The sequence below is a fragment of the Pantoea sp. genome (assembly GCF_028283705.1).
Lineage (GTDB): Bacteria > Pseudomonadota > Gammaproteobacteria > Enterobacterales > Enterobacteriaceae > Pantoea.
This window is the reverse complement of sequence record NZ_JAPWKD010000032.1, coordinates 132014-158329: the sequence shown is the minus strand read 5'-3', so window position 1 is coordinate 158329 and position 26316 is coordinate 132014. Positions and strand designations below refer to the sequence as shown.

Here is a 26316-nt window from a genome sequence, read left to right as displayed (position 1 = left end):
CAATGGCGGTGATCGCTGTCGAGGTGGCGGCGCGCAGTTTTCTGTTGCTCAATTATTCTGCCATTGGGCTAAATCTGCCGCGTGTCACGCCGATAACCGAAAAAACCATTACAGGCGTCGCTGCGTGATTGAAACGCAGCCTGCCACCTCTTTCCGCTGTCTGTTTTTCGCGAGCATTACGCATGAATTCTGAGTTTCACCGGGATACGTTGTTGTCTGCCAGGGACAACATGGAAGCACACACGGTGCGTGTGACGCGGCGTAGCCTGCGCACGCTGACCGTGTTGCTGTTTGGTGTCCTGATACTCTCGATGCTGATGGTGCTGGCTATCGCTCATCATCAAAATAACGTTTCCATCGAGCATGACGAGATGTTGTTACGCCAGGCGTGGCATACCCGCCAGCAAGAGATGCTGATAGACGTGCGCGATTATGCCTTCTGGGGCGAGGGCTATAAAAATCTGCATCTCCAGCTCAATAAAGTCTGGGCTTATGAGGAAGAGAACCTCGGCGCAAACCTATACAAAGAGTACCACTACGAAGGGGTGTTTGTGGTCGATGGCACAGGAAAGACGCGCTACGCAGTTATCAATGGTGAGATGGTGGATACCCCGCTGGAAAGCTGGCTTGGCGTACAAACCGCTGCGCTTTTGACGGTAACTCGCAGACTGACGCACGATGCGATAGCGCGTAATTTACTGGTGAATGGACAGCCGGCTCTGATTGCCGCTGCACCCATAACCCCCGGCAAAGTGCCCAATTTACCGACTCTTCCCGGTCCGCCATCCGTGTTGGTGTTTGTGAATATTTTTACTCCGCTGAAACTTCAGGCGATGGGCAAAGCGATGGATGTGATCAATCCACGTATTCCCACCAGCAGCAGTGATGCCCGGCACGAGCCACGGTTGGTGGAAACGATCAGCGGTGCTGAACCAGTGGTGATTCGCTGGCAGCCTAAAAATCCGGGTATGGGTTTGATTTGGCTGCTGCTACCCCTGTTGCTGTTGACGGCGCTGACCATTGCGCTGGTGACACGGCGGGTGAGCCGCCATGCCTTATATAACGCGGTACTTTCCGATCGACGCTTTGAAATGCTGGTGATCAGTCAGCGTGAGCTGGCCGACAGCGAGGAGCGTTTTCGCGATTTGGCCGAAGCCGCCTCCGACTGGATTTGGGAAACCGACGATCAGGGACGCCTGTGCTATCTGTCTTCACGTTTTAGCGAAGTGACCGGCCATGATGTGAAACGCTGGCTGGGGCGACATCTTGACCATCTGCTCAGCCATCCCAGCCACTCGCTGGTGGCCTGGCTGATGCGACAGGGGGAGGATGTGCAGCGCGTGCCGCTGCGTTGCCAGTTTATGTCTGCTGCGGGAGAGCGCCGTATCGGGCAGTTGATGGCGAAAAACATTCGTCGTAACGGATTACGTGCCGGTTTTCGCGGTACTGTCTCGGACATTACCTATGAAGTCGATGCACAGGCGCGCATCCAGTTCCTGTCACGGCATGACATTCTCACCGGGCTGGCAAACCGTATGCAGTTGCAGGAGTACCTGACGGCGCATCTCGACCAGGCCACCGATGACGATCCCTTAATCGTGATCAGCCTCGATCTCGATCAGTTTAAGCCGATCAATGATACCTGGGGGCACACGGTCGGTGATGCGGTGCTGAACCAGATTTCACAACGCCTGCGTAGCCTGGTGGGTGCGCATGAGCTGGCTGCCCGACTGGGCGGCGACGGATTTATTCTGGTGATGCGTGAGGCCTCGCGCGCGGGCGTTGAGTACCGCTGCCGTGCCCTGCAACGTGCGGTGCATCAGCCGGTGTTGAGTGGTACACATCAGCTGAACCTCAGCGCCAGTATGGGAATTGTCTGTGCGCCACAGGATGCCAGCCAGCCGGAGGCGCTGCTGCGTCTGGCAGATATCGCGCTGGGACAGGCGCGGGCCGCCGGGCGCAATCAATGGGTATGGTATTCCAATGAGATGGCGAGCCATTTGCAATCAAAACGCGAAATGGTACAGGCGATAGAAGCCGCCCTTAGCAACGAGGCATTTAGCCTGCATTATCAACCGCGTTATCAGCTGCAAAGTGGTCAACTGGCAGGGGCTGAAGCCTTGATTCGCTGGCAGGTGGCGGCGGACAAGTGGATCACGCCAGATCGCTTTATTCCCCTCGCGGAAGAGAATGGGTTGATTACCGCCATCAGCGATTGGGTACTGATGCGTGCGTGCACCGATGCCTGTGCGTGGGGCGAGCAACGTTATGTGTCGGTCAATATCTCACCGGTTGAGTTTCGTACCAGCGATCTGGTGCAGCGCGTGGCTCATGCGCTGGCTGCCAGTGGGTTGCCAGCGACCCGTCTGGAGCTGGAGATCACCGAAAATATTACCTTTGAAAATCCGGACCGCGCACTGGAGATCATGCAAGGGTTGCGGACATTAGGCGTGCGTCTCACCGTAGATGACTTCGGCACTGGCTATGCCGCCCTGGGTTACCTGAAAGCGTTTCCGTTTAACGGCCTGAAAATTGATCGTTCATGGATGAAGGAGTTTCCGGAGTCACAGCAGGCGCAATCGGTGGTGGCGGGGATTGTGGCACTGGCACGGGCATTCGCGCTGACCATCACAGCCGAAGGGATTGAAACAGAAGCGCAGTTGAACGAGTTGAAAGTATTGTCGTGCGAAGAGGGGCAGGGCTACTTTCTTGGGCGACCAATGCCGCTGGCGGCGTTCAGTGCGCTGCTGGAAAAACAGGATGTTTAACGAACTTTGACGGCCACGCAGGTCATCAAAATTGCCACAACGATAAAAATTGCTAATTCCATTATCATCACCTCAGATAAATCTTAGGTCATTTTACGCAATACTTGCTGAGATAATGGGCAAATTGTGTGATTAATCCGAAAAAATGCGGAGGGAATCGCTATTTTACGAGGTTTTTCTGCTGGAAATTTTTGCGCATCACGGGCACGCTTGGTGACTCTCGGGCATCCGTTTGTCTGAAAATCCAGGAGGAGAAAACGTGAAATATTATGGAAAAGCGCTACTGGTGCTGGGATTTTTTGCCCTGACCGCCTGCCAGTCGGCGACCAAACCTGACACCGCGGCGGGGACGACCCAGGATGCGGAAAACGATATGTGCGGCGCATCGCAGTATCAAAACACTATCGGCCAGCCCTTATCGGTGTTGCATGACAAACGCTTTGATGTGCCGGTGCGCGCCATTCCGTGGAATTCGGCCGTCACCATGGACTTCAATCTGCGTCGTCTCAACTTTATGGCTGACCAGAGCGGCAAAATCAGCAAGGTCTATTGCGGGTAACATCAAACCGACATGGCATTGTCATCGGGCTGTCACAGCTTCAGGCGAGGATAGCAACGCATTTAGGAGATTTCCTCGTCACTCTCGAATATGCAATGCTCGTCTTGTTTCTTCCCGCTTCGGCGGGAATTTTTTTGCCTGCGAGATCCTGTAGCGGCGCGATTTATCGCGCAATGTCTGGGGCGTGAATCAAAACCTGCGCGATAAATCGCGCCGCTACGCAATGTGGCAAATTAAAATTTTACTCATGGGGGCGTGCCTCCAGCAGTTGCGCCAGCAGGTTGCGATAACTTTGCAGGCGTTGCTCATCACCCTCGAATTCCAGTTTGGCAATCACTCTGGCGATTACCGCTTTGCTGGTTGCGGGCTGACCATCATCCATCAATTCACGCATAATGGCGGCCAGCAGGTCGGTCTCGTGCGGTGCATGCCATGCAGGACTGTTAAAATAGTCGGTAATCGCCCGACTGGCGCTGTTGGGATGCGTTCTCATAGCTGACCTCCGCAGAGACAACGATGCCCGCCGCCCGGAACAGGCAACCGCGGGGAGATAGTGGTTTATGCATGCTCGCTGACCAGAACGGGTAGCGTCCCACCAGCGGTCGCTGGTGATTTTTTAAACATAGTTGCGACGCCAAAAATTGTCAGTAACCGCCAGAAATATTTTTTCACGTTTTGAGCTATTGGCGGTGAGCGAAAATCATCCCCGCAATGTTTTTACACATTAACCGGCTGAGAATTGCCGCCTGCGTAATATTTGCTGTGCACAGAAGTAAGCTGTACAGCGGAAAACTGCGTTTTTATCCTGATGCCATGTTTTGCCGTCCAGTAATGTCAGCTGATTGTTAAACTGAACCTTCATTTCATTTTTGATGTGCTTTCTCATGTTACGCTCCGTTGAACCCTGGAAAATCAACCTGATCTCGGTATGGTTTGGTTGTTTTTTTACCGGACTGGCGATCAGCCAGATCATCCCGTTTCTGCCGTTGTATATCGAACATCTTGGGATACGCGGAGATAATGCGCTCAGCCTGTGGTCGGGGCTCACCTTTAGTATCACTTTCGTGGTTTCCGCTGCGGTAGCACCGCTGTGGGGCAGCCTTGCGGACCGTAAAGGGCGCAAGCTGATGCTGTTGCGTGCTTCTTTTGGCATGGGGGTGGTGATCCTGTTGCAGGCCTTTGTCACCCACGCCTGGCAATTGCTGCTGTTGCGCGCCCTGATGGGGCTGACATCCGGCTATATTCCTAACGCGATGGCGCTGGTGGCAGCACAGGTGCCGCGCGAGCGCAGCGGCTGGGCGCTGAGCAGTGTGGCTACCGGGCAGATTGGCGGCGTGATCCTGGGGCCGATGATTGGCGGCCTGCTGGCTGACTGGCTTGGTCTGCGTCTGGTGTTTATCGTCACCGCCGCGCTGTTGTTGATCAGTTTTCTGGTCACGCTGTTTCTGATTAAAGAAACCGGCTATACCCCGATCAGCAAGCAGGACAAGATGAGCGGACGCGAAGTGTTTCGCAGTCTGGATAATCCGCGTCTGATGGTCTGCCTGTTCGTCACCACCATGGTGATTCAGATGTGCAACGGATCGGTGAACCCGATCCTGACGTTGTTCGTACGTGAATTGGCACCGAACGCGCAAAACATTGCTTTCCTCAGCGGCTTTATCGCGGCGCTGCCGGGCATTTCAGCGCTGATCTCTGCGCCACGCCTTGGCAAACTCGGCGACCGCATCGGCACCCAGCGCATTCTGATCGCCACCATGATCACCTCGCTGGTGTTGCTCACCGCCATGTCGTTTGTGACCAGCGCCACCCAGCTTGGCGTACTGCGTTTTCTGCTGGGTTTTGCCGATGGCGCGATGATGCCCGCAGTGCAAACGCTGCTGGTACGTCATTCCCGTGATAATGTCACCGGACGCATCTTCGGTTATAACCAGTCGTTTATGTATCTGGGTAACGTGGCGGGACCACTGCTGGGCGCGGCCGTTTCGGCGGCGACTGGCTATCGCTGGGTATTCTTTGCTACCGCGATGGTGGTGCTGCTTAACGTGCTGTTGCTGCGTCGTTTCTATCGCCGCCCGAAAACCACGCTGACTCAACCGGTGAGTCAGCGTGAATCGGCGGAGAAAACTACTGACGCAGCGTCAGAGCGAAGTGCCAGCGCTGCTGAGTAAGCAGGAACTCCGGGCTAACGCTCGGACTCCAGGAATCATCACCGCCGACACCCATATGGAAGCCATCGAGATGCAGCCAGCAACCCGCTTCCGGTTGCAGCAGGTGGCGATGTGAGGTGTCACGCAGCTGTTCCAGGCTGTGCGGGCTGAGCGAAAATGCAAAATCACCGCTCACCTGCCAGCTGCCACTATCCAGCTGACGAGTGCCACCCCGCAGGCCATTTTCGCCCGGGAAGACGTAATCGGTGCGCATCGCGTCCAGCGGCAATTGCCAGCGGGAGAACTGCGCCGCCAGCTGGCGATCGGGATAGTTTTCATCGGGTCCCAGCCCCAGCCAGCTAACCTGCTGTGGTGTGTGCGCCAGCTGGCAGCGTAACCCGATACGCGCCGGGGGCGGCAGACCGGCAGCCTGTTCCACCTCGATGTCGATAGTCAGTTCACCCGTACCGCGAATCTGATAGCGTTTGCGGCTGGTAAAAATCACTTGCCCGGCAAACAGCCACTGATGCCGCGTGTCGATCAATACGCTGTGCTTCAGGCTATCCAGCTCCATGTCCACCAACTGCGGCTCCAGTTGTTCGTAACCGGCGCGTTTCCAGCGTTCGACCCAGGCGTTAGGATCAATATTGGCGGCCTCGCTGGTGCCGATATCGTTATCAATGGGCGCGCGGATAAAACAATCCTGCAACGGAGTCAGCAGCGTCTCTTCATCGTTAACAAACCACTGCACTAGCTCACCGCTGCGGCGGGAAAAATGCCAGCGTTGGTTCGGCAGGCAGACGGCAATCAGATCGTGATTCGATTCGATAACCGGAGCCGGTTCGTGGTTCGCCAGCGTGCGCGCAGGGAGAGTGGCGGGCAGCGGCCACTGCTGCCAGGCAACGCGAGCATCGGCTTCCGACCAGGACGTCGGCTGTACCTGATGAACTGCCAGATTGAGCCAGCAATTGCCCTGTAAATTCTCCACCGGCGGCAGGCTAAATGACTGACTGCCGCGCGGTGCGATCGCCAGTGTCAGTTCACCATGAGCAATCGCTTCCCCTTCCTGCTCAATCGACCAGCGCAGCACCTCGTTGTCGCTGCGGCGAAACAGGTAATCACTGCTGACGGTAAAGCGCCAGGGATCCCGGGCATCCGGGGTGAACTGGAAAAACTGCTGGGCGCGCTGCGCTTCGAATAACGCCGGGTGTGGAGAACGGTCGGCAAACACCAGCCCGTTCATACAGAACTGACGATCATTAGGTGTGTCACCAAAATCTCCACCGTACGCCTGCCACGGCTGTCCTTGCTCGTCGTAGCGTGTCAGGCTTTGATCAACCCAATCCCAGACGAAACCGCCCTGCAGACGCGGGTGCTGGCGAAATGCCTGCCAGTATTTGGCAAAGCCGCCAAAGCTGTTGCCCATCGCGTGGGCATATTCACACAGGATCAGCGGGCGCGTTTCGCCAGGCAAACCGATCCATTTTTTCAGCGACCATTTCGGCACCGCCGGGAAGGGTTGATCCTGATCGACGCGTGCATACATCGGACAAATAATATCGGTGGCGGCGGTGTTGGCTCCGCCGCCTTCATATTGCACCGGACGGGTGGGATCGCTGCTTTTCACCCATTGATACAAGGCATCATGCGTGCTGCCGTGACCGGATTCATTGCCCAGCGACCAGATAATGATGCAGGGATGATTTCGATCACGCTGCACCATGCGCGTAACACGTTCGCTGTAAGCGGCAAACCAGCGCGGATCGCTGGAGAGGCGATTCATCGGCTGCATACCGTGAGTTTCGATATTGGCTTCATCCACCACGTATAAACCGTATGCATCGCACAGGCGATACCACAATGGATGATTGGGATAATGGGCGCAGCGCACCGCGTTGAAGTTGTGGCGTTTCATCAGTTCGATGTCGCGTCGCATACTGGCTTCATCCACCACCTGACCGTTTTCCGGATGGTGCTCATGGCGATTGACGCCGCGAATCAGCAGCGGCTGACCATTCAGACACAGCAGACCGTTCTCAATGGCGACGCGTCGGAAACCGACATCATAAGCCTCGGATTCCAGCAGTGCGCCTTGCTCATCCAGCAGCGATACCACCGCGCGATACAGATGGGGGGTTTCGGCACTCCACAGCAGCGGCTGGCTGACAGGCAGCTCCAGCAAGGACTGCTCCGGGTAGTGACCGCGCTCGTCAATAATGGTGCTGCCCGGTGCCTGTTCATGTTCGCCAATCAGGGTAGTGCCCTGCCACAGGCTCAGGCGTAACCGACAGCCTGGCAGCGGGCGTGTCGGGCTGTGGAGCTTCACGTTCACGCGTAAATCGCCGCGCACATATTCCGGGCTGAGTGCGGTCTCGATCTGCACATCCGCCAGCTGTGTCGCCGGTTTATGCAACAGGGTGACATCGCGGAAAATACCACTCATGCGCCACATATCCTGGTCTTCAAGGTAGCTGCCGTCGCTCCAGCGCAACACCATCACCGCCAGGCGATTATTGCCGGCGCGCAAGGTGCGGCTCAGGTCAAATTCGGCGGGTAAGCGGCTATCCTGCGAATAACCGATCCACTGACCATTGCACCAGAGAAAGAACGCCGAATTGACGCCATCAAAAATAATGCGCGTCTGGCCCTGTTGCAGCCAGGCATCATCGACACTAAATGTGAGCGAGTAACATCCGGTGGGGTTACTGGCTGGCACGAAAGGCGGATTGACGGGGATCGGGTATTGCACATTGGTATAAATCGGTGCGTCATAGCCTTGCAGCTGCCAGTTTGCCGGGACGGAAATGTTGTCCGCGTCGGCCAGATCCTGCAATAGCCAGCTTTGCGGTACCGCTTCCGGCTGAGTGAAATAGCTGAATGTCCACTGACCATTCAGACTCTGGCGTGAAGGGGAGGGACGATCATCGCGCGCGGCCAGTTCCTCACGCCAGCTGGCAAAGGGCGGATGCGCGTCAAGCCGGTTCAGACTGGTGACGACCGGATTTTCCCAGTCGCGTCGCGCCAGAATGTCACTGAGGGAAACAGATAAAGATGTCATGTTGGGATCTCATTAATTGTAATGCGCTCACATTGCGTGAAATTCCCCCAGCTGTAAAGTGCCGTGACGCCTTGCCGGAGCGGATTTTTTATCGCTTTCATTACGTCTTTGTCGGTTTTCTCCTGGCTTAGTGCCAGTAAATTGTTAAGCATGGTGAGCAGAGATGAATAGCGCCAGCTTACGGAGAATTCTGTGTTGTCGGGCGTGACGGCGGCTCATACACTCAGCCCGATTTCTCCATCCTGAGGTAATTATGGTCCGTATTGTTAAACTCGCAGCCGTAGTGGCATTGGTGACCGCGCTGAGCGGTTGTATTTTTCCGCCGCCAGGTGGCGGAGGTGGTTGGGGCGGCGGCGGTCACGGCGGTGGCCCGGGTCGCGGATTTATGGGTCCATAAGTGATTAACATCCTGCGTTAATTACTGTTTGGCGTGCGAAACGTTTCACGAAAGCATTATTTTTCAGAGAAACGTTTCGCCGATTAATAATAAAATGCTGCGCTGAGTTTTCTTTCCTGCCATTTTTAACTGTGTTATCTGGATCCCACAAAAATCCCTGTTGTTTTATTCTGCCCAATGCTAACGTCAGCATTTCCCTCAACTAATTGAGTTGGTCGCATGAAAAATCTGATTGCGGAACTCCTGCTTAAGCTGGCTGAAAAAGAAGAAGAGTCTAAAGAGTTAGTGGTTCAGGTTGAGGCGCTGGAAATTGTGGTCACGGCCTTGTTACGTAAACTCGAACCGGAGCAATTAAAAGACATTACTTCGGGTATTGAGGTTGCAATGTCGCCGGTTGCGCATCAGGAAGCCTCTTCGGACGCTATCCTGCTACGCAATTACGTGGAAAAACTGTTAAACCATCCCCGCATATGATTTCCCGCAACGCCTGTGATCGCCACAGGCGTTTTTCGTTATATTTATTTCTGCTTTGCTTATCTCATGCCAGGCTTATCAGGCAATAACTTTATGGAGAAGGTGCAATGAAATCGTTTCTTATGGCAATGATGGCTGCGGGTCTGCTGATTGCAGGCAGCGCGGGTGCGGCAGAGAAGACCGCACAGCAGGAAAAAATGACCATGTGTAATCAACACGCGTCCTCTCAAAACCTGAAAGGTGACGCGCGTAAAAGCTTTATGAGTTCCTGCCTGAAAAAAGACAGCAAGATGGGCACTATGACGCCACAACAAATGAAGATGAAAACCTGTAACACCGAAGCGGGTGATAAAAAACTCAGCGGTGATGCACGGAAAACCTTCATGAGTTCCTGCCTGAAAAAAAGTTGATCTCCACATAGCGGCCTGCGGGCCGCTAATTATTTGTACCTGCCACGGTGTTATTAATCTGTTTCTGTCGGCGTACTCCCTTAATTACATTTTCTTTCATCTGTAAAACGGCGAATAAACAGGCTGTTATTACCCACGTTGTTTTCCTCTCCCTGCCAAATCATCAGACTTTGCCACACTTACTGTTTGTATGGATTTATTGCTTCACATCTGACTACAGCGTAGGGAGGCACAACGTGAGCTATCAATCTGTCGTTGAACTGAAGGCGCTCAGGCAACATAAACCCACTAAATTCTCTGTGGGTGAGAAGGATATTTTACTGATCCGCGAAGGTGAACGTGTCCATGCCCTTCAGGCGAAATGCCCGCATGCCGGAGCGCCGCTGGAACAGGGGGCGGTCTGTGGCGGCGAGCTGGTATGCCCCTGGCATAAAGCGGTATTTGGCATCGAAGATGGCAGGATGCATGAACCGCTGGCCCTGGCTGACTTGAAAAACTACCCGGTGCGCATCGAACAGGGCAAGGTCTGGGTCGATACCAAACCCATGTCTGCCGCGTCACTGCCTGCTGTTGAACGGGAAACGCCGGTCTGCGTGGTGTTGGGATCAGGTGCCGCAGGGAGTGCGGCCTTGTGGACGCTGCGCCATGAGGGTTTTAAAGGGCATCTGGTGTTAGTCGAACGCGAAGCGCAAGCCCCTTACGATCGCACCGCGTTAAGTAAATTTGTTCCGTCCGGGAAAATGGCGATTGAAGATGTGCCGCGTTTGCTGAAGCAGGATGTGCTGAGCCATGTGGAACGTATTCAGGCCAATGTGGTGGAACTGAATAGCGCGGAACAGCTACTGGTCTTTGCTGATGGCAACAGCTTGCATTTTGATCAGTTACTGATCGCCAGTGGTGGCACGCCACAGCCGCTGGCGATTCCGGGACACGATCTTCCCGGCGTGCATCTGCTGCGTTCGCTTAATCAGGCCAGCTCACTGCTGAACGACGTCGATGAAACTCATCAAATCGTGATCATCGGCAATAGCTTTATTGGCATGGAGCTGGCGGGAGCATTGCGCAACCGCGATATTGACGTCACGGTGCTGGCACGTCACCCGCTGCCATTTGCGAAACAGTTCGGCGAGGAAATTGGCCAGCATTTCCGCGATCTGCATACCAGCAATGGCGTGAAAATGATCGTGGGAGAGCCGCAGGCGCTGGTCGGCAATGACAGAGTTGAGGCAGTCGCGCTGAAAAATGGCAAAAGTCTGGCGGCCAGCCTGGTGCTGTTTGCCACCGGTATTAAACCGGTAACCGGCTTTGTTCATGATCTGGCGATGCAGAGCGATGGCAGCCTGACCACCGATAGTCAGCTTCAGGTGGCAAAAAATATCTGGGCGGCAGGTGACATCGCCAGCTATCCCACCCAGCAGGGACCACAGCGGATTGAGCACTATCGGGTGGCGCACCAGCAGGGACGAATTGCCGCGCTGAACATGCTGGGCAAGCGTGAGCTATATGATCGAGTGCCGTTTTTCTGGACTGCGCATTACGGCACGCGTTACGAGTATCTGGGACATGCTACCGAGTGGGATGAGTTCCACTTGCTGGGTTCGCTGCCGGATAAACGTTTTATCGCTTTTTATGGTCAGCAGGGCAGGCTGGTGGCGGTGTGTTCAGCTGGCATGTACACGCTGACGGCGGCATTGGTGGAACATATGCAGCAGCCAATGACCGTGGCGCAGGGGATCGCGTTGTTTGAGGATTATCAGGGATAGCGAAACCCGTTATCTGCCTGTGTAGCGGCGCAATAAATTGCGCCGCTACAGGTTATGACTTACTCAATGCATCCGATTTTTTCATACATTGCTGCATCGCTTCGATCACCGCCGCCCGGAAGCCTTTTTCCTCCAGCACCTTGACCGCTTCAATGGTGGTCCCGCCGGGGGAGCACACCATATCCTTCAATTCGCCGGGATGTTTACCGGTCTCCAGCACCATCTGCGCGGAGCCTTTCACCGCCTGCGCGGCAAACTGATAGGCCTGGGCTCGCGGCATACCGCCGAGAACCGCTGCATCCGCCATCGCTTCAATAAACATAAACACATAGGCTGGGGCAGAGCCACTCACGCCAACAACCGCGTGAATCAGGTATTCACTCACCACGGCGGCTTTACCGAAACTCTCGAAAATCGCCACCACTTCATCGGTTTCATGCTGCTCAACCAGCACATTCGGCGTGACTGAGGTCATCCCCTCATTCACCAGCGACGGCGTATTCGGCATCACGCGGATGATTTTACGATCGTGACCCAGCACGGCGGCCAGCGAATCCAGCGTTACGCCAGCGGCGATCGATACCACCAGCGCCTCTTTTTTCAGCTGGCTGGCCAGATCCTTCAGCACCTTGAGGATCACATTCGGTTTCACTGCGCCAAAAAGGATATCGACTTCACGCGCCAGGCTTTCGGCGCTCTCGGCTGCCGTGACGCCATACTGCTGCGCCAGTGCCTGATTGGTGGCGGGTTTGCGGTCAAAAACCCAGATGTTGGCCGGGGCGATTTGTCCACTGTTCACCAGGCCGCTGATGATCGCTTTCGCCATATTACCGGCACCAATAAACCCGATTTTCTTCTCCAGCATCGCTTGATCCTTTAGATGGTTCGATTTTCTGTATCGGCTAGCTTACGTCGCTGGGCAGGGGTTGCAACGTTCCGATCAAATTAAATTTGCCATTCTGGCGCAGAACGGGAAGATCACCTGCATTCACCGAGAGAAAGGATTAACTATGTCGATTTGGGTTGATGCTGATGCCTGTCCCAATGTCATCAAAGAAGTGCTCTACCGCGCCGCCGAGCGCACCCAAACCCAGGTCACCTTTGTGGCTAACCAGCCACTGCGCGTGCCGCCGTCACCCTGGCTGAAAACGTTGCAGGTGGCAGCGGGTTTTGATGTGGCCGATAACGAAATCGTCAAACGCGTACAGCCAGGTGAGCTGGTGATTACCGGTGATATTCCGCTGGCGGCGGAAGTGCTGGAGAAGGGGGCAGCGGCGCTGAATCCGCGTGGTGAACGTTATTCGCCGGACACGATTCGCCAGCGTTTAACCATGCGCGACTTTATGGAAACCATGCGCGCCAGTGGTATTCAAAGTGGCGGCCCGTCGGCGCTAAGCCCACGCGACCGCCAGCAATTTGCTAACGAACTGGATAAGTGGTTACGTCAACGGCGTTAGACAAAATTGTCATCGTCGTCGAAGTCGCTGCCGCCGAAATCGCTGAAATCGTTGTTATCGGCGAAGCTGTTATCCCAGCCGTTGTTATTGTCATTCAGAAACGCATTGTTGCTGTCGTTGACGCCATTAAAGGTATCAAGATTGTCATCAACCTGCGGCAGCGCGGGTTCATTGATGATGTTCACAATCTCTTCCGGCTGCGAATGGTGGAACAGGCTGGTTAGCATGTCCGCCATCACCACACCACCGGCCACACCGACGGCGGTCTGCAACGCACCACCGAGAAAACCGGTACCGCGTGCGGGTGGCGCGCTGGCGTATTGCGGCTGCTGGGGCGGTTGCTGCTGCGTCGGGGCACTGTTCCACACCGGCTGCTGCTGTGGCTGTGCAGCGGGGCGCGATGCGCCACCACCAAACAGGCTGGAAAGGAATCCGCCGCTGCTCTGCTGCGGAGCCTGCTGCTGCTGCGCCTGCGCCTGTGCCAGACGATTTTCCAGCTCACCCACCTGGGCATTGAGCTTTTTCATCGCCGCTTCCTGAATCAGGATGGCCTGCGCCATGTAATAAGGCGCTCCGGGCTGCGACAGCAAATGCTGTTTGATTAACTGCTCGGCGCCGACATCACGCGGGCCGCTCTGGCTCTCAGCCTGTTTCAGACGGTTGAACAGGCTTTCAATTAACTGTTGTTCTTCGCTCTGCATGGTAAACCTCCGTTTGCGAGTTACCCCACTATATGAGGGCGAGATGACAGAAAGTAAATCAATGCGCTGGTAAGCAAATGTTGCCCAGACTTACACTTTTGTCGATGCACAAAAATTGCATGATTTTTTCTATATAAATCATGATCATGTGAGATTGTATGGGCAAGATACGCGTAAATCGTGCTTCGCCGGTGGCTGATGAAATGAAATCCAGGTATCATGCGACGCAATATTGACCTGATGACAATGCCCGTGCGGCAAAACACGGCGGAGGATGAGCCAGGATGTCATTACCCATCTATCTGATCGGCGCACGCGGTTGCGGTAAAACCACCATTGGCCAGGCGCTGTCGCAGGCACTCGGCTACGACTTCCGCGATACCGACCATCACCTGCAAACCACCACCCAGCGCAGTGTCGCCGAAATCGTGACTGCTGAGGGCTGGGACAGCTTCCGTGCACGCGAAACCGAATCACTTCAGGCAGTCACCGCACCCTGCACCATCATTGCCACCGGTGGCGGCATGGTGCTGGCGGAAGTGAACCGTCGCTTCATGCGTGAGCATGGTCAGGTCATTTGGTTAAATGCCCCTTCCAGCGTACTGGCCGATCGTCTGGAGCGGCAGCCCGAAGCGGATCAACGTCCGACACTGACCGGTCGCCCGATTGCGGAAGAAATGGGCGATATTCTGCGCCAGCGTGCACACTTGTACCATCAATCGGCCCATCATGAAGTGAATGCAATGCAATCGCCGGAATTGGTGGTTGAAGAGATCCTCCGCTCGCTGTCACTGGCCCGCGCCAGCTAACCTCCTCAGATTTCTCCCTGTTTAAATTGCGACCATCCCCGCTTGTCTATACTTAAGGACGGGCAGGGGATTGCTGCTGTCCGTTTGGATAACTGACATACCCAGGAGGGAGATGTATGCCATCAAGACCACCTTATCCGCGACATGCTCGCATCGTCGCCGTTGAAAAAGGCACGCCGGGCAACACCGTGACCTGGTACGAATTACGCGCCGATCATCCACGTCCGGATTCGCTAATCAGCGAACATAAAACTGCTGCTGAAGCGCAGGATGCTAAACTTCGCTATGAAGATGTGGAAAAAGAGTAATATCGGCTGGCAGGGATGCCGGTTATTAGTTTGTGCCGCTCAGGGTCATTTTCTATTCACGTGAAATAACTACAAAGCTGCCACAAAGTTACCGCCTTTTCTGCATCCAACTTATTCTGCCTGATAAAATCATTAAGTTTTAACTTTATTCCTCATTTTATGCTGTCTTAATTCCTCCCCTGATTTGACCGGTACAAAATTTGCGCTTGACCACAAAAACCTGACGTTTTACTTTCGGGGTATTGATTCAGGAACTTAGTTCCAAATGGTGAAACTACCTGCATGACCACACTCGAAAATGCCGCCGCAGTACTTAAATTATTTCAGCGCTTTGGCGTGACGCAGGGGCATCCTGGTCTCACCTTTACCGAAGTGGTTGAGGCGCTGGATCTACCGAAAAGTACCGTTTCCCGTTTACTGGCGACGATGGAAAGCCAGGGATTACTGGAGCGCGATCCCGATAGTCGTTGTTTCCATATTGGCCGCGTGTTGTTGTCGGTGGCGGGACATTATCTTTCAACCCCGCTGGTGGATAGCGCCTCTGCTGCCATGGCGCGCCTGGCGGCCAGCACAGGCTGCATGGGCTATATCTCGGTGCTGGACGGGAACGATATCATCGTGATGCGTATGTACCACGGCCGCCTGTTTACCCAGTTGATCACCCCGCCAGGTACCCGTATGCCTGCGGCGGGCACCTCCACCGGGCGAGTGCTGCTGGCACAAAGCAGCGATGAAGTGGTGCGCGAGCGTTTTGCCCATGAGTGGCATGCCGCTTCACAGAACTCACCGCTCGATCCTGATGCGCTGTGCGCTGAACTGGCGAGCATTCGTCAGCAAGGCTGGGCGCTGGCGCGTAATGAGACGCTACCAGGCATCAGCTCGATGGCGGTTGCCGTCACCAACAAGCACCGCGGCGAAAGTGTCGCACTCTGCCTGTCATTTCTTTCACAAGAAGCCGCGCCCGGCTATCCGGAAGCGCTGCTCAATGAATTACGCGCCACTGCGGCCCTGATGGCCGAAAAATATGGCGCATGATTTAACGGCGTAATACTTCGCGCCACACCAGGGAAATAACAGGCCTCCGGGCCTGCTTATTTCAACCATCAGGGAACGATATTTAACTAAAACGCCGCTGTCCCGCGTGACGGGCGGTGCGTAATAACGTTTTCGCCAGGGTGAAAATACGGGGAATACCATGCGTCACCATAATCCAATAAAAAGTGTCGGAGTCGGTTTAATGCTGGTGTTGTTGTCCATTGCGGGCGCGATCATTGGCGTACAATTAATTACTACCATCGGGGTCACCCCTAATACTTCAATTATCGGCGCGCTGTTTGCCATGCTGCTGGCGCGTATTCCGTTGCAATGGTTTCGTCGCTACCGTTCGGTGGAAGTGCAGAACCTGGCGCAAACTGCCATCTCATCTGCCACTTTCGGTGCCGCCAACAGCCTGCTAATGCCGATTGCGGTGCCCTGGGCGCTGGGCGAGCCACAGCTGGTGCTACCGCTGTTTGTCGGGGTCAGTGCAGCGATGCTGCTGGATGCTTATCTGCTGTATCGCCTGTTCGATACCCGCATATTTCCGGCCAGCAATGCCTGGCCGCCAGGCGTTGCCGCAGCGGAAGCGATCAAAGCCGGTGACAAAGGTGGCCGCCAGGCGTGGCTGCTGGTGGTGGGGATTGTCGGCGGGATTGTGGGTTCGATGCTGAAGATTCCGATGTCGGCATTTGGCACGGCGTTTATCGGCAATATTTGGGCGCTGACCATGCTTGGTATGGGTTTCCTGTTACGCGCTTATTCCCAGCCGGTGGCGGGCATTGATATTAACGCGCTGTATATTCCGCACGGGGTGATGGTCGGTGCCGGTGTGGTGGCGTTGATTCAGGTGGTACAGGTGATTCGCAGCCGCCGTCATGATGCGCTCAGCGTCAGTCGCAGCGATAGCGAAGTGAAACGCTCGCTCGGTTTCGGCACCGTCGGCTATATCGTCATTTCCGCACTGCTGGCGCTGGCAGGCGGATTGTGGAGCCAGATGAGCTTGCCGATGCTGGTGCTGTTTATTGTTTACGCTGCTTTTGCTGCTTTTGTTCATGAGTTGATCGTCGGTATCGCTGCGATGCACTCCGGCTGGTTTCCGGCTTTTGCGGTGGCGCTGATTACCCTGATCCTCGGTATTTTACTCGGCTTTCCGCCGCTGGCGCTGTGTCTGCTGTGTGGCTTTACCGCCGCGACCGGTCCGGCATTTGCGGACATGGGTTATGACCTGAAAGCCGGTTTTATTCTGCGCGGTAACGGTGCGGATGTGCAGCAGGAGTTGTGGGGCCGACGCATTCAGTTGATTGCGGCGATGATCGCCTTTGTGATCGCCATTCCGGTGGTGTGGTATGCCCATACCCTGTTCTTTGCGGAAAACCTGCTGCCGCCGGTAGCCCGGGTTTATGCCAAAACCATTCAGGCCGGTGCGGAGCCGGGTATCGCGGGTAACCTGCTGCTTTGGGCCATTCCCGGTGCGATTATTCAGCTGATTGGTGGACCAAAGCGTCAGCTTGGTGTGCTGCTGGCCACCGGTCTGCTCATCAACAATGCCGCCGCCGGTTGGGCGGTGCTGGTGGGGATAGCATTACGCATTCTGATCCTGCGCGTGTGGGGCGAGCGCGGTCGTTCACCGATGGAGGTGATGGCGGCGGGTTTTATCGCCGGTGATGCGCTCTACAGCTTCTTCCACTCACTTTTTGCCAGTAGCAGTAAGAAATAACCAGGGAATCCAATATGAGTTTACAGCAGACATTGCAGGTTTTTGAGTTACTCGATAGCGCCTTTGTGGATGGTCAGCAGGTGGTTGATCTGTTTGCCGCGTATCCCGGCGTCAGCGCCAGCACCAAACGCGTGAGTGGCCCGAAAGGGCGTACCGACTTTGTGCGCATCGATATCCCTGGCGCCAAAGGTAAAAGCCAGGGGGGCAGTGCGCCGACCCTCGGTATTATTGGGCGTCTCGGCGGGATTGGTGCCCGTCCGACACGTATCGGCATGGTGTCGGATGCTGATGGTGCCGTGGCGGCCATCAGCAGCGCGCTGAAACTGGCGCAGATGCAAACCCGGGGCGATGTGCTGGCCGGTGACGTGATCATTACCACCCATATCTGTCCGGATGCACCGACACGCCCGCACGAGCCGGTGGATTTTATGGATTCACCGATTGATGACGTCACCATGAATGACAACGAAGTGGTAGCCGGAGTGGACGCTATCCTCTCCATCGATACCACCAAAGGTAACCGTATCCTGAATCACAAAGGTTATGCCCTGTCACCGACGGTGAAAGAAGGCTACATTCTGCGCGTATCGGAAGATTTGCTGCGCATTATGGAGATGACCAGTGGCCGCCCGGCAGTGACTTTCCCAATCACCACCCAGGATATCACGCCGTATGGCAACGGGGTTTATCACCTCAACAGCATTCTGCAACCTTCAACCGCCACCGATGTGCCAGTGGTCGGTGTGGCCATTTGCGCTGAGTCGGTGGTGCCCGGCTGTGGGACGGGTGCCAGCCACGAAGTGGATATCGCCAGCACGGTGAAATTTGCCGTGGAAGTGGCTAAAGAGTTTGGTCGCGAGACTTGTCAGTTCTACGACGCGCAGGAGTACGCTCTGCTGCTATCTTTGTATGGTAGCCTCAGTCATTTGCGTTCCCGGAAATCCTAAGTATGAAAACATCTCTGGTTACCCTGACCATTGGTCAGTCACCGCGCAGCGATATTCTGCCGTTGTTGCAGGCGTATCTGCCCGCAGAGCAGGTGGCGCACGCCGGTTTACTCGACGGTCTCTCTCTGGCGGAAGTGGAGCAGCACTACACTCCAGCGGCTGGTGAGAAAGTGCTGGTTTCGCGGATGCAGGATGGACAGCAGGTACGCCTGGCGGCACGTCTGGTGGAGCAGGGATTACAGCAGAAAATCTACGCACTGGAGGAGCAGGGTTACAACACTATCCTGCTGCTGTGCACCGGAGAATTTGGTGCACTGAAAACGCATAAAGCGTTGTTGCTGGAGCCTGATCGCATCATTCCGCCGCTGGTGGGGGCGATTGTGCACGGCCACAAAGTAGGGATTGTAGTACCGGTGGAGGAACAGATTGCTGAGCAGGCCAGCAAATGGCGTAACCTCGGCACTCCTCCTTGTTTCGCCGTCGCCAGTCCTTATCTGGCTCAGCAGGCGGATCTGATTGAAGCCGGCCTGTCGCTGCAGGAGCAGGGAGCCGATGTGGTGGTACTGGATTGCATCGGCTATCACCAGAAACATCGTGATTTTCTGCAGAAAATGCTGGGGATCCCGGTCCTGCTGTCTAATGTACTGGTAGCCAAACTGGCAGCGGAATTAATCGTTTAATCCACAGGGATCACAACTTGCGATCCCACCTGTCATTTCGCGTGACAGATCAGCGAGTTCCCTTGTAATCTGCCAGTCAACCTAATGTGCTGTGAGGAAGTGACATGCTCAACGTGAGTGAGTATTTTGACGGAAAAGTGAAGTCCATTGGTTTCGAGAGTGTCACCATTGGACGCGCAAGCGTGGGCGTGATGGCGGAAGGTGAATATACCTTCGGTACAGGGCAGCCGGAAGAGATGACGGTGGTCAGTGGTGCACTGAAAGTGCTGCTGCCGGGTGAAACTGAGTGGAAATGGTTTGAAGCTGGTAGCGTGTTCAACGTACCGGGCCAAAGCGAGTTCCATCTCCAGGTCGCTGAGCCAACCTCTTATCTGTGCCGCTATCTGTAAGCAGTTGCCCCAGGCCGCAGATTGCGGCCTTTTTTGTCAGATTTACATCACAAAATTTGTAAATTTAATTTTTTATCCTATCTTCATTTAAAAATAATCACTTCTTTTTTATTCGACGTTTTTCAAACAGATAAATTAAAGTTAATTAGTCGAATAAGTAATTAACAAGTCGACATGTTAATTTTTCTGGTGATTATGCTGGTTGCATATTGATTTCATCTGTATTAAAAATGAATCCGTTCGCTGAATAATGATTCTAAAAAGGAGGTTAGCATGTCGATTGGTCGAATATATTCTGCACCGATTTTACCGGACCCTGTTATTCGTTCTGATAAAGATTATTCTGAGTTGTCGCCGTCGCCGTTTGGTTTTATTCCCCGTGTTTTTTATTCAGCATGTGAAGAACGACCGGTTTCATTTAAGTATCAGGTTAATTCGCGTGTCAGTCTGAATGAATTGCCCGCAGAAAATAAACGGTGGTTTGGGGAGACGGTGCCACCACTTTCTGAACCTGTTGTCAAACCTGCACCGGTTAAACTAACAAGAGGTTTTGTTTCACCTTTTAGCGGAAAGTTAAATATTCTCAATCTCAGGCTGAATAAATTTGGTAGCTATTCACCAGTGGACGTTGCGGCTAAATCCGTGCAGAAGAATTTTGTGCCAGAACCAAAAGAAGTTATCCAGGACGCGGGATGTGTTTCTGGGTTAGGGCAGTTTGTTCGTACGATTAGTAAATCAAATAAGTATCCCGATGATAAAACGCTGGAAGCAATAGTGGCTTCACTGGAGACAGGAAGAAACCCTTCCGGGAATTACCGGAGCTGGCCATTTGATTCTGAATGCAGAACAGTGCCAGAGCCTGTTTCTGAGCATCTGACGCCACCGACGCCTGAGCCAGAGCGTCAAACGTTGCCGAAGCCTGCTTCTGAACATCTAACGTCACCGAAGCCTGAACCAGAGTATCAAACGCTTCCGAAGGATATCGAAGAGACCTCTTCGTTGTCCGGTAGTGACTCCGGATGCGACATTCTTTCTGACAGTGAAGACCCATCCAGGCCACCAATCCCACTTGAGCCGGTTGTTATTATAAAAACGGTAATGGACAGAAAAGCAGAGAATTTGCAGGTTAAAATGGATAATTTTTATAATCAATTTGATGAAAGCCGCACCAGGGAAAATGACAGGCGAAGGCCTAATCCTTCTGGTTTTACGCTGAGAGCGAAGATGAGCAATCATTATCTTTGTCAAAATGCTAAACCACCCGCTATCGTCAGAACCATTCTTAAAAATGAAGTCCCGACCAGCAAGTATGAGGGTTTTGTCATTCCTTTTACTCATTCTGACCATTTGAGAATGGAGAATGACAGGAATAGAAAATTATCGGTCCGGGATTCTGATGATCAATTCTTAGAGGAGCTGAAAAAAGAAATAAATGATTGTGCTCGTATATTTGAAGAGAGCCAGGCGTATCATTATTCACGTTATACGAAAATCAGAGAGAAAATTGATGGTCTCAATGGTGTGCTGGAAGCTATCGATGAAGACAGTGTTTTATACCTCCCTCCTAAGGTAGAGTTAAAAGACTATTACTATAGTCTACGTGATGAAATTATGCTGGCTATTGCAAGCGAGCAAAAGACCATCCTTGTTGATAATGCAGGCAGGAAAATAAATCCGCTGTATGTGGAGGACGAACCTGACTATTAGAGGCATCAACGTTTTTACTGAACTGAACGGACTCGTAGCGGCGCGATTTATCGCGCTGCTACGTGCGTGATATCGGAAATAAATGTGCGATTTCCTGCGCGAGGCGTCAAAAAAACGCGTGATGTGTTAAAAAAACGCGCGATAAATCGCGCCGCGACATCACAGCTCCGCCTTTATTCTTTCACGGGCCATAACCAGGCGGCACCCCGTACACCGCTGGAATCGCCATGCACCGCTTTGAGTACCGGTGTTTCGCACTCACGACCAAAGACCCACTGTTTCATCAGTGTCGGTACGGTCTGATACAACCGATCGTTATTACTCATGCCACCCCCCAGTACAATGACATCCGGGTCGAGCAAGTTCACCACCTGAGCCAGCGATTTTGCCAGACGCATTTCGTAACGGTGCATCGCCAGCTCAGCTACCGGATCATGCTGTTCTATCAGCTTAATGATCTCTGCCCCTTTCAGCGCTTGTCCGCTCAGACGCTGATAATCGATGGCAAACCCCGTGCCGGAGACAAAGGTCTCGATGCAGCCCTGCAAACCGCAATAGCACGGCACCTCCGCGCGATAACGCAGCTCATCTTCATCCATCCACGGCAGCGGATTATGGCCCCATTCACCGGCATTGCCGTTGCCGCCGATACGCGACTCACCGTTTATCGCCACCCCTGCACCCGAGCCGGTGCCGATAATTACCGCAAACACCAGCGGTTGTCCCGCACCGGCACCATCCACCGCTTCGGATACCGCCAGACAATTCGCGTCGTTAGCGATACGCACGTCACGATTCAGCGCCTGTGCCAGATCCTTATCCAGCGGTTGCCCATTCAGCCAGGTGGAGTTGGCGTTTTTCACCCGCTGGGTATAGGGCGAAATGGTGCCCGGAATGCCCAGTCCGACCGTACCCTGCTGCCCGGTTTTCTCTTCCGCCAGCTGCACCAGATCGACAATCGCCTGAACCGTCGCACCATAGTCATCACGCGGGGTATTCACGCGGTGTCGAAACAGCTCCTGACCCTGGTCTGACAGCGCAATCACTTCAATTTTGGTGCCACCTAAATCGATACCAATACGCACGTTTTATTCCTCATTATTCGTTCTGGTGAGAGATACAGTAGAAGGCCGTTTGGGTAAAGGCAATGAAACCCATCCGATGTTTCGCTATCATGCGCGCTGACTCGTAGACTTGTGCGTCCGATCGCACCCCCGGTAAGGAATCCCGATGTTGTGGTTTAAAAATATGATGGTTTATCGTCTGAATCGTGACATCCCGCTGTCCGCAGACGATCTGGAAAAACAGCTCGACGCCTTCACCTTTTCACCCTGTGGTAGCCAGGATATGGCCAAAACCGGTTGGGTCTCCCCAATGGGTAACCGCAGCGAGGCGCTGACGCACGTGATTAATGGTCAGATTGTGATCTGTGCACGTACTGAGCAAAAAATCCTGCCTTCTCCCGTGGTGAAGCAGGCACTGGAAGCCAAAATTGACAAGCTTGAGGCGGAACAGAGCCGCAAGCTGAAAAAGACCGAAAAAGACTCGCTGAAAGATGAAGTGTTGCATAGCTTGCTGCCGCGTGCCTTCAGCCGCTTCAGCCAGACCTTTATGTGGATCGACACTGTCAACAACCTGATTATCGTTGACTGCGCCAGCGCAAAGAAAGCTGAAGACACGCTGGCGCTGCTGCGTAAAAGCCTGGGTTCGCTGCCGGTAGTACCGCTGACGCTGGAAAAACCGATTGAAATGACGCTGACCGAATGGGTGCGTTCTGGTGAACTGCCTGCCGGTTTTGCCCTGATGGATGAAGCGGAGTTGAAAGCGTTGCTGGAAGACGGTGGCGTCATCCGCTGTAAAAAGCAGGATCTGGTGTCAGACGAAATAGCGACCCATATCGAAGCCGGGAAAGTGGTAACCAAACTGGCACTCGACTGGCAGGAACGTATTCAATTGGTTATCGCCGATGACGCATCGGTAAAACGTTTGAAATTCAGCGATACGCTGCGTGAGCAGAATGACGATATCGATCGTGACGATTTTGCCCAGCGTTTCGATGCAGACTTTATCCTGATGACCAGCGAACTGGCTGCGCTGATCAGTAACCTGGTCGAAGCGTTAGGCGGCGAAGCCCAGCGTTAAGGATGACATCCTTACTCGTAGCGACGTGATTTATCACACGCCTTTTAGCCGGGGCACTTTTCCTGGCTTAAAAACAGCGCGATAAATCGCGCCGCTACGTAATATTATTGTTATTCGCCCACCAGCATTGAATCCTGCGGTGCGTTGTCGCGCTGCGCTTTCGTGGCAAGGAAGTAGACATAGCCCACCGCCATAATCGCCACAAACAGGCCGCCAATCACCGGGTTAAACCACAGCATCGCCACCAGACACACCAGCGACAGCACCAGCGCGATACCCGGCACAATCGGATAGCCCGGTGCGCGGAAGCTGCGTTCCAAATCCGGTGCGGTGCGACGAAGTTTAAACAAGCTCAGCATGCTCATCAGGTACATCACAATCGCGCCAAACACCGCCATGGTGATCATGGCCGCCGTCAGGCTCATACCTTGCAGATTAATCCAGCCGTCACTGTAAATCGCCGCAATCCCAATCAGGCCACCGGCAATAATGGCACGATGCGGCGTCTGAAAGCGTGACAGTTTCGCCAGGCTTTGCGGCAGATAACCGGCACGCGCCAGCGCAAAGAATTGACGTGAATAGCCCAGAATGATGCCGTGGAAGCTGGCAACCAGGCCAAACAGGCCGATCCACACCAGCATATGCATCCAGTTAGAGTTTTCGCCGACGATCATCTTCATCGCCTGTGGCAGCGGGTCATTGATGTCCGACAGTTTGCGCCAGTCACCGGCACCGCCCGCCAGCAGCATCACGCCAATCGCTAAAACCACCAGGGTCAGAATGCCGGTGATATAGGCTTTGGGGATGGTACGCTTCGGATCTTTCGCTTCTTCTGCTGCCATCGCGGCTCCTTCAATGGCAAGGAAGAACCAGATAGCAAAGGGTATGGCGGCAAAAATGCCAGACACCGCAGGCATACCAAAATGTTCGCTGCCCGCCCAGCCGTTGGCGGCGAAATTAGCAATGCTGAAGCCGGGTGAGACCACGCCCATAAACACCAGCAGTTCCAGCACCGCCAGCACCGTAACCACCAGCTCAAACATCGCCGCCAGTTTCACGCCGAGAATATTCAGCGTCATAAACACCACATAAGCCCCGACCGCAGCGGTTTTGGGGTTGAGTTCCGGGTATTGCACATTGAGATAGGCACCAATCGCCATGGCGATGGCTGGGGGCGCGAATACGAACTCGATCAGGGTTGCCAGACCGGCAATCAGGCCACCGGTTTCACCAAAGGCGCGGCGACTATAGGCAAACGGACCACCGGCATGCGGGATAGCGGTAGTCAGTTCGGTGAAGCTGAAAATAAAACAGGTGTACATGGTGGCGATCAGCGCCGTAGTAATGAGAAATCCCAGCGTCCCTGCTACGCCCCAGCCGTAACTCCAGCCGAAATACTCCCCGGAAATGACCAGGCCAACCGCGATACCCCAAAGATGCAGGGTTCCCAGGGTGGGTTTGAGCTTGCTCGTCATAATCTTATCCCCGTCGTTTTTGTTGAGTGCGGTAACTTCACCGCGCCGGTTTATCGTTTGCGCTACAGTGAAGGGGATAATGCCGCTGCCTCTTACGGGAAAACTTGACGCAGGCGCAGTGAGTTTTGTCCTCCACGGTCAACTCTGACGCAAGAAAAGTGCCAGATGCACGCTGCGGTCAACTTTGGGTCATCTGCGGTCAAGCAGTCAGGACGACGTCATCCCATGCTGATAACACTGTTGTCATCCCTGGAGCCTGATGAATGAGTGCCAAACAATCCGACACCCTGACAAATGCTGAAATCACCGTGCTGGCGCAACAGGCGTTGGCGTGCTACCCCGCCGCGCTACAGGGCGAGCTGAAGCTGCTGTGCCGTTCTGAAAATGCCACCTTCCTGGTGCAGGCAGGCGGCAAACGTTATGCGTTGCGTCTGCATCGCCCGGACTACCACAGCAAAGCGGATATCCAGAGCGAGTTGCTATGGCTGGATGCGCTGCGCGATACCGGTATCATGGTGCCGGAAGCGATTCCGGCCAGCGATGGTGAAACTGTGCTGTCGCTGCGCCTGCCGGATGGAGAAGTACGCCATGCGGTGCTGTTTCACTGGATCGAGGGCGATATGCCGACCACCGATGTCGATCCCAAAGCCTTCCAGCAGCTCGGTCACATCACCGCGCGGTTGCATCAGCACAGCAAGCGCTGGCAGAAACCGCAGGGCTTCCAGCGTATCATCTGGGATCATCATACGATGGTGAGCGATCACAGCCATTGGGGACGCTGGCAGGACGCGCCCAACCTGAATCCGGCCGATCATCCTGTTGTGCAACAGGCGATCGCCCGCGTGGGGCAGGAGTTGCAGGATTTTGGCAAAGGCGAGGATCGTTATGGTCTGATCCATGCCGATCTGCGTCTTACCAATCTGCTGTTGCATAAAGGGGAAACCCGGGTGATCGATTTTGATGACTGCGGCCTCGGCTGGTATCTGCACGATCTGGCGGCGGCGATCAGTTTTGTCGAGCATCATCCGCGCGCAGAAGAGTGGGTGGACAACTGGATCCGCGGCTATGAGCAGGTGGGGCATATCAGCGATGCGGAAATGGCGCTGGTACCCACCTTACTGATCCAGCGTCGTATTCAGCTTACCGCGTGGATGGGTTCCCATGCAGAAACCGAAATGGCGCTGAGCCTCGGGCCGCGCTGGGCCGATCATTCAGTACGGCTGTGTCATCGCTATCTGGAGAATAGCCAGCTGCCTGTCGGGGCCTGATGCACCATCTGCGGGCGTGGCTGCGCCGTTACGGTGCTCGCCGCGTCCGCTATCCACCCTAATTGCCTCTTTTGCTGCGTTGCCCGCCTGGTACGAAAA

Annotated in this window: 23 protein-coding genes; 17 read left to right on the top strand and 6 right to left on the bottom strand. The window is 54.4% G+C overall.

The annotated features are described in order from the left end of the window. The first annotated feature begins 182 nt into the window (after positions 1–182). The gene (locus tag PW844_RS23715; RefSeq protein ID WP_299457123.1) at positions 183–2768 is read left to right on the top strand and encodes an EAL domain-containing protein; all 2586 of its coding nucleotides are present in this window, start codon (positions 183–185) and stop codon (positions 2766–2768) included. Between the two features lie 259 nt (positions 2769–3027). Beyond that, the gene (locus PW844_RS23710; protein ID WP_299457121.1) at positions 3028–3327 is read left to right on the top strand and encodes an I78 family peptidase inhibitor; all 300 of its coding nucleotides are present in this window, start codon (positions 3028–3030) and stop codon (positions 3325–3327) included. Between the two features lie 241 nt (positions 3328–3568). On the opposite strand, the gene PW844_RS23705 is transcribed toward PW844_RS23710, so the two are convergent. Then, positions 3569–3820, bottom strand: a complete 252-nt coding sequence (locus PW844_RS23705; RefSeq protein WP_084873013.1) for a biofilm development regulator YmgB/AriR family protein — start codon at positions 3818–3820, stop codon at positions 3569–3571. A 391-nt stretch (positions 3821–4211) separates the two neighbouring features. Between PW844_RS23705 and PW844_RS23700 the strand changes: the two genes are divergently transcribed. Further along, entirely contained in the window at positions 4212–5498 is a 1287-nt protein-coding gene (locus PW844_RS23700; protein WP_299457119.1) for a multidrug efflux MFS transporter, read from the top strand. Here PW844_RS23700 and PW844_RS23695 read toward each other — a convergent pair. Further along, on the bottom strand, positions 5455–8535 hold the full coding sequence (locus tag PW844_RS23695) for a beta-galactosidase (protein ID WP_299457117.1): 3081 nt from the start codon (positions 8533–8535) through the stop codon (positions 5455–5457). The two genes, PW844_RS23700 and PW844_RS23695, sit on opposite strands and share 44 nt — an antisense overlap. Before the next feature lie 616 nt (positions 8536–9151). On the opposite strand from PW844_RS23695, the gene iraP reads away from it, so the two are divergent. From iraP to PW844_RS23680, 3 genes are all read left to right on the top strand, one after another. Further along, complete coding sequence (gene iraP, locus PW844_RS23690) at positions 9152–9406, top strand: anti-adapter protein IraP (protein WP_299457115.1); 255 nt, start codon at positions 9152–9154, stop codon at positions 9404–9406. A gap of 107 nt (positions 9407–9513) precedes the next feature. Next, on the top strand, positions 9514–9816 hold the full coding sequence (locus PW844_RS23685) for a PsiF family protein (RefSeq protein ID WP_299457112.1): 303 nt from the start codon (positions 9514–9516) through the stop codon (positions 9814–9816). Between the two features lie 236 nt (positions 9817–10052). Further along, the gene (locus tag PW844_RS23680; RefSeq protein WP_299457109.1) at positions 10053–11579 is read left to right on the top strand and encodes an FAD-dependent oxidoreductase; all 1527 of its coding nucleotides are present in this window, start codon (positions 10053–10055) and stop codon (positions 11577–11579) included. Positions 11580–11631: 52 nt separating this feature from the next. Here the strand turns inward: PW844_RS23680 and proC are convergent, their stop codons facing one another. Next, positions 11632–12444: a pyrroline-5-carboxylate reductase gene (gene proC / locus PW844_RS23675; protein ID WP_084873027.1), complete on the bottom strand. Its 813-nt coding sequence runs from the start codon at positions 12442–12444 to the stop codon at positions 11632–11634. 145 nt (positions 12445–12589) lie between these two features. On the opposite strand from proC, the gene PW844_RS23670 reads away from it, so the two are divergent. Beyond that, positions 12590–13036, top strand: a complete 447-nt coding sequence (locus tag PW844_RS23670) for a YaiI/YqxD family protein (RefSeq protein WP_084873030.1) — start codon at positions 12590–12592, stop codon at positions 13034–13036. Here PW844_RS23670 and PW844_RS23665 read toward each other — a convergent pair. After that, entirely contained in the window at positions 13033–13737 is a 705-nt protein-coding gene (locus tag PW844_RS23665; RefSeq protein WP_299457104.1) for a DUF2076 domain-containing protein, read from the bottom strand. The genes PW844_RS23670 and PW844_RS23665 overlap by 4 nt on opposite strands. Positions 13738–14021: 284 nt before the next feature. Between PW844_RS23665 and aroL the strand changes: the two genes are divergently transcribed. From aroL to PW844_RS23625, 8 genes are all read left to right on the top strand, one after another. Continuing rightward, positions 14022–14546: a shikimate kinase AroL gene (aroL, locus tag PW844_RS23660; RefSeq protein WP_299457101.1), complete on the top strand. Its 525-nt coding sequence runs from the start codon at positions 14022–14024 to the stop codon at positions 14544–14546. 116 nt (positions 14547–14662) lie between these two features. Next, positions 14663–14854: a YaiA family protein gene (locus PW844_RS23655; RefSeq protein ID WP_084873037.1), complete on the top strand. Its 192-nt coding sequence runs from the start codon at positions 14663–14665 to the stop codon at positions 14852–14854. Between the two features lie 282 nt (positions 14855–15136). Continuing rightward, positions 15137–15889, top strand: coding sequence for an IclR family transcriptional regulator (locus PW844_RS23650; protein ID WP_299457096.1), 753 nt, complete (start codon positions 15137–15139; stop codon positions 15887–15889). A 160-nt stretch (positions 15890–16049) separates the two neighbouring features. After that, on the top strand, positions 16050–17609 hold the full coding sequence (locus PW844_RS23645) for an OPT/YSL family transporter (RefSeq protein WP_299457094.1): 1560 nt from the start codon (positions 16050–16052) through the stop codon (positions 17607–17609). A 14-nt stretch (positions 17610–17623) separates the two neighbouring features. After that, on the top strand, positions 17624–18556 hold the full coding sequence (locus PW844_RS23640; RefSeq protein WP_299457092.1) for a DUF1177 domain-containing protein: 933 nt from the start codon (positions 17624–17626) through the stop codon (positions 18554–18556). 2 nt (positions 18557–18558) lie between these two features. Next, positions 18559–19236 (top strand): AroM family protein, encoded by a 678-nt coding sequence (locus tag PW844_RS23635; protein ID WP_299457090.1) that lies wholly within the window; start codon positions 18559–18561, stop codon positions 19234–19236. Positions 19237–19340: 104 nt separating this feature from the next. Continuing rightward, positions 19341–19625, top strand: a complete 285-nt coding sequence (gene ppnP / locus PW844_RS23630; protein WP_299457088.1) for a pyrimidine/purine nucleoside phosphorylase — start codon at positions 19341–19343, stop codon at positions 19623–19625. Positions 19626–19898: 273 nt separating this feature from the next. Beyond that, complete coding sequence (locus PW844_RS23625) at positions 19899–21332, top strand: hypothetical protein (protein WP_299457086.1); 1434 nt, start codon at positions 19899–19901, stop codon at positions 21330–21332. A gap of 173 nt (positions 21333–21505) precedes the next feature. On the opposite strand, the gene mak is transcribed toward PW844_RS23625, so the two are convergent. After that, positions 21506–22417 (bottom strand): fructokinase, encoded by a 912-nt coding sequence (gene mak / locus PW844_RS23620; RefSeq protein ID WP_299457084.1) that lies wholly within the window; start codon positions 22415–22417, stop codon positions 21506–21508. Positions 22418–22562: 145 nt separating this feature from the next. On the opposite strand from mak, the gene rdgC reads away from it, so the two are divergent. After that, the gene (rdgC, locus tag PW844_RS23615) at positions 22563–23474 is read left to right on the top strand and encodes a recombination-associated protein RdgC (RefSeq protein WP_299457082.1); all 912 of its coding nucleotides are present in this window, start codon (positions 22563–22565) and stop codon (positions 23472–23474) included. Positions 23475–23584: 110 nt separating this feature from the next. Here rdgC and eat read toward each other — a convergent pair whose 3' ends face one another. After that, positions 23585–24949 carry an ethanolamine permease gene (eat, locus tag PW844_RS23610; RefSeq protein WP_084873057.1) on the bottom strand — a complete coding sequence of 455 codons (1365 nt, stop codon included), beginning with the start codon at positions 24947–24949 and terminating at the stop codon, positions 23585–23587. A 263-nt stretch (positions 24950–25212) separates the two neighbouring features. On the opposite strand from eat, the gene PW844_RS23605 reads away from it, so the two are divergent. After that, positions 25213–26217, top strand: a complete 1005-nt coding sequence (locus tag PW844_RS23605; RefSeq protein ID WP_299457080.1) for a phosphotransferase — start codon at positions 25213–25215, stop codon at positions 26215–26217. The last annotated feature ends 99 nt before the right edge of the window (positions 26218–26316 follow it).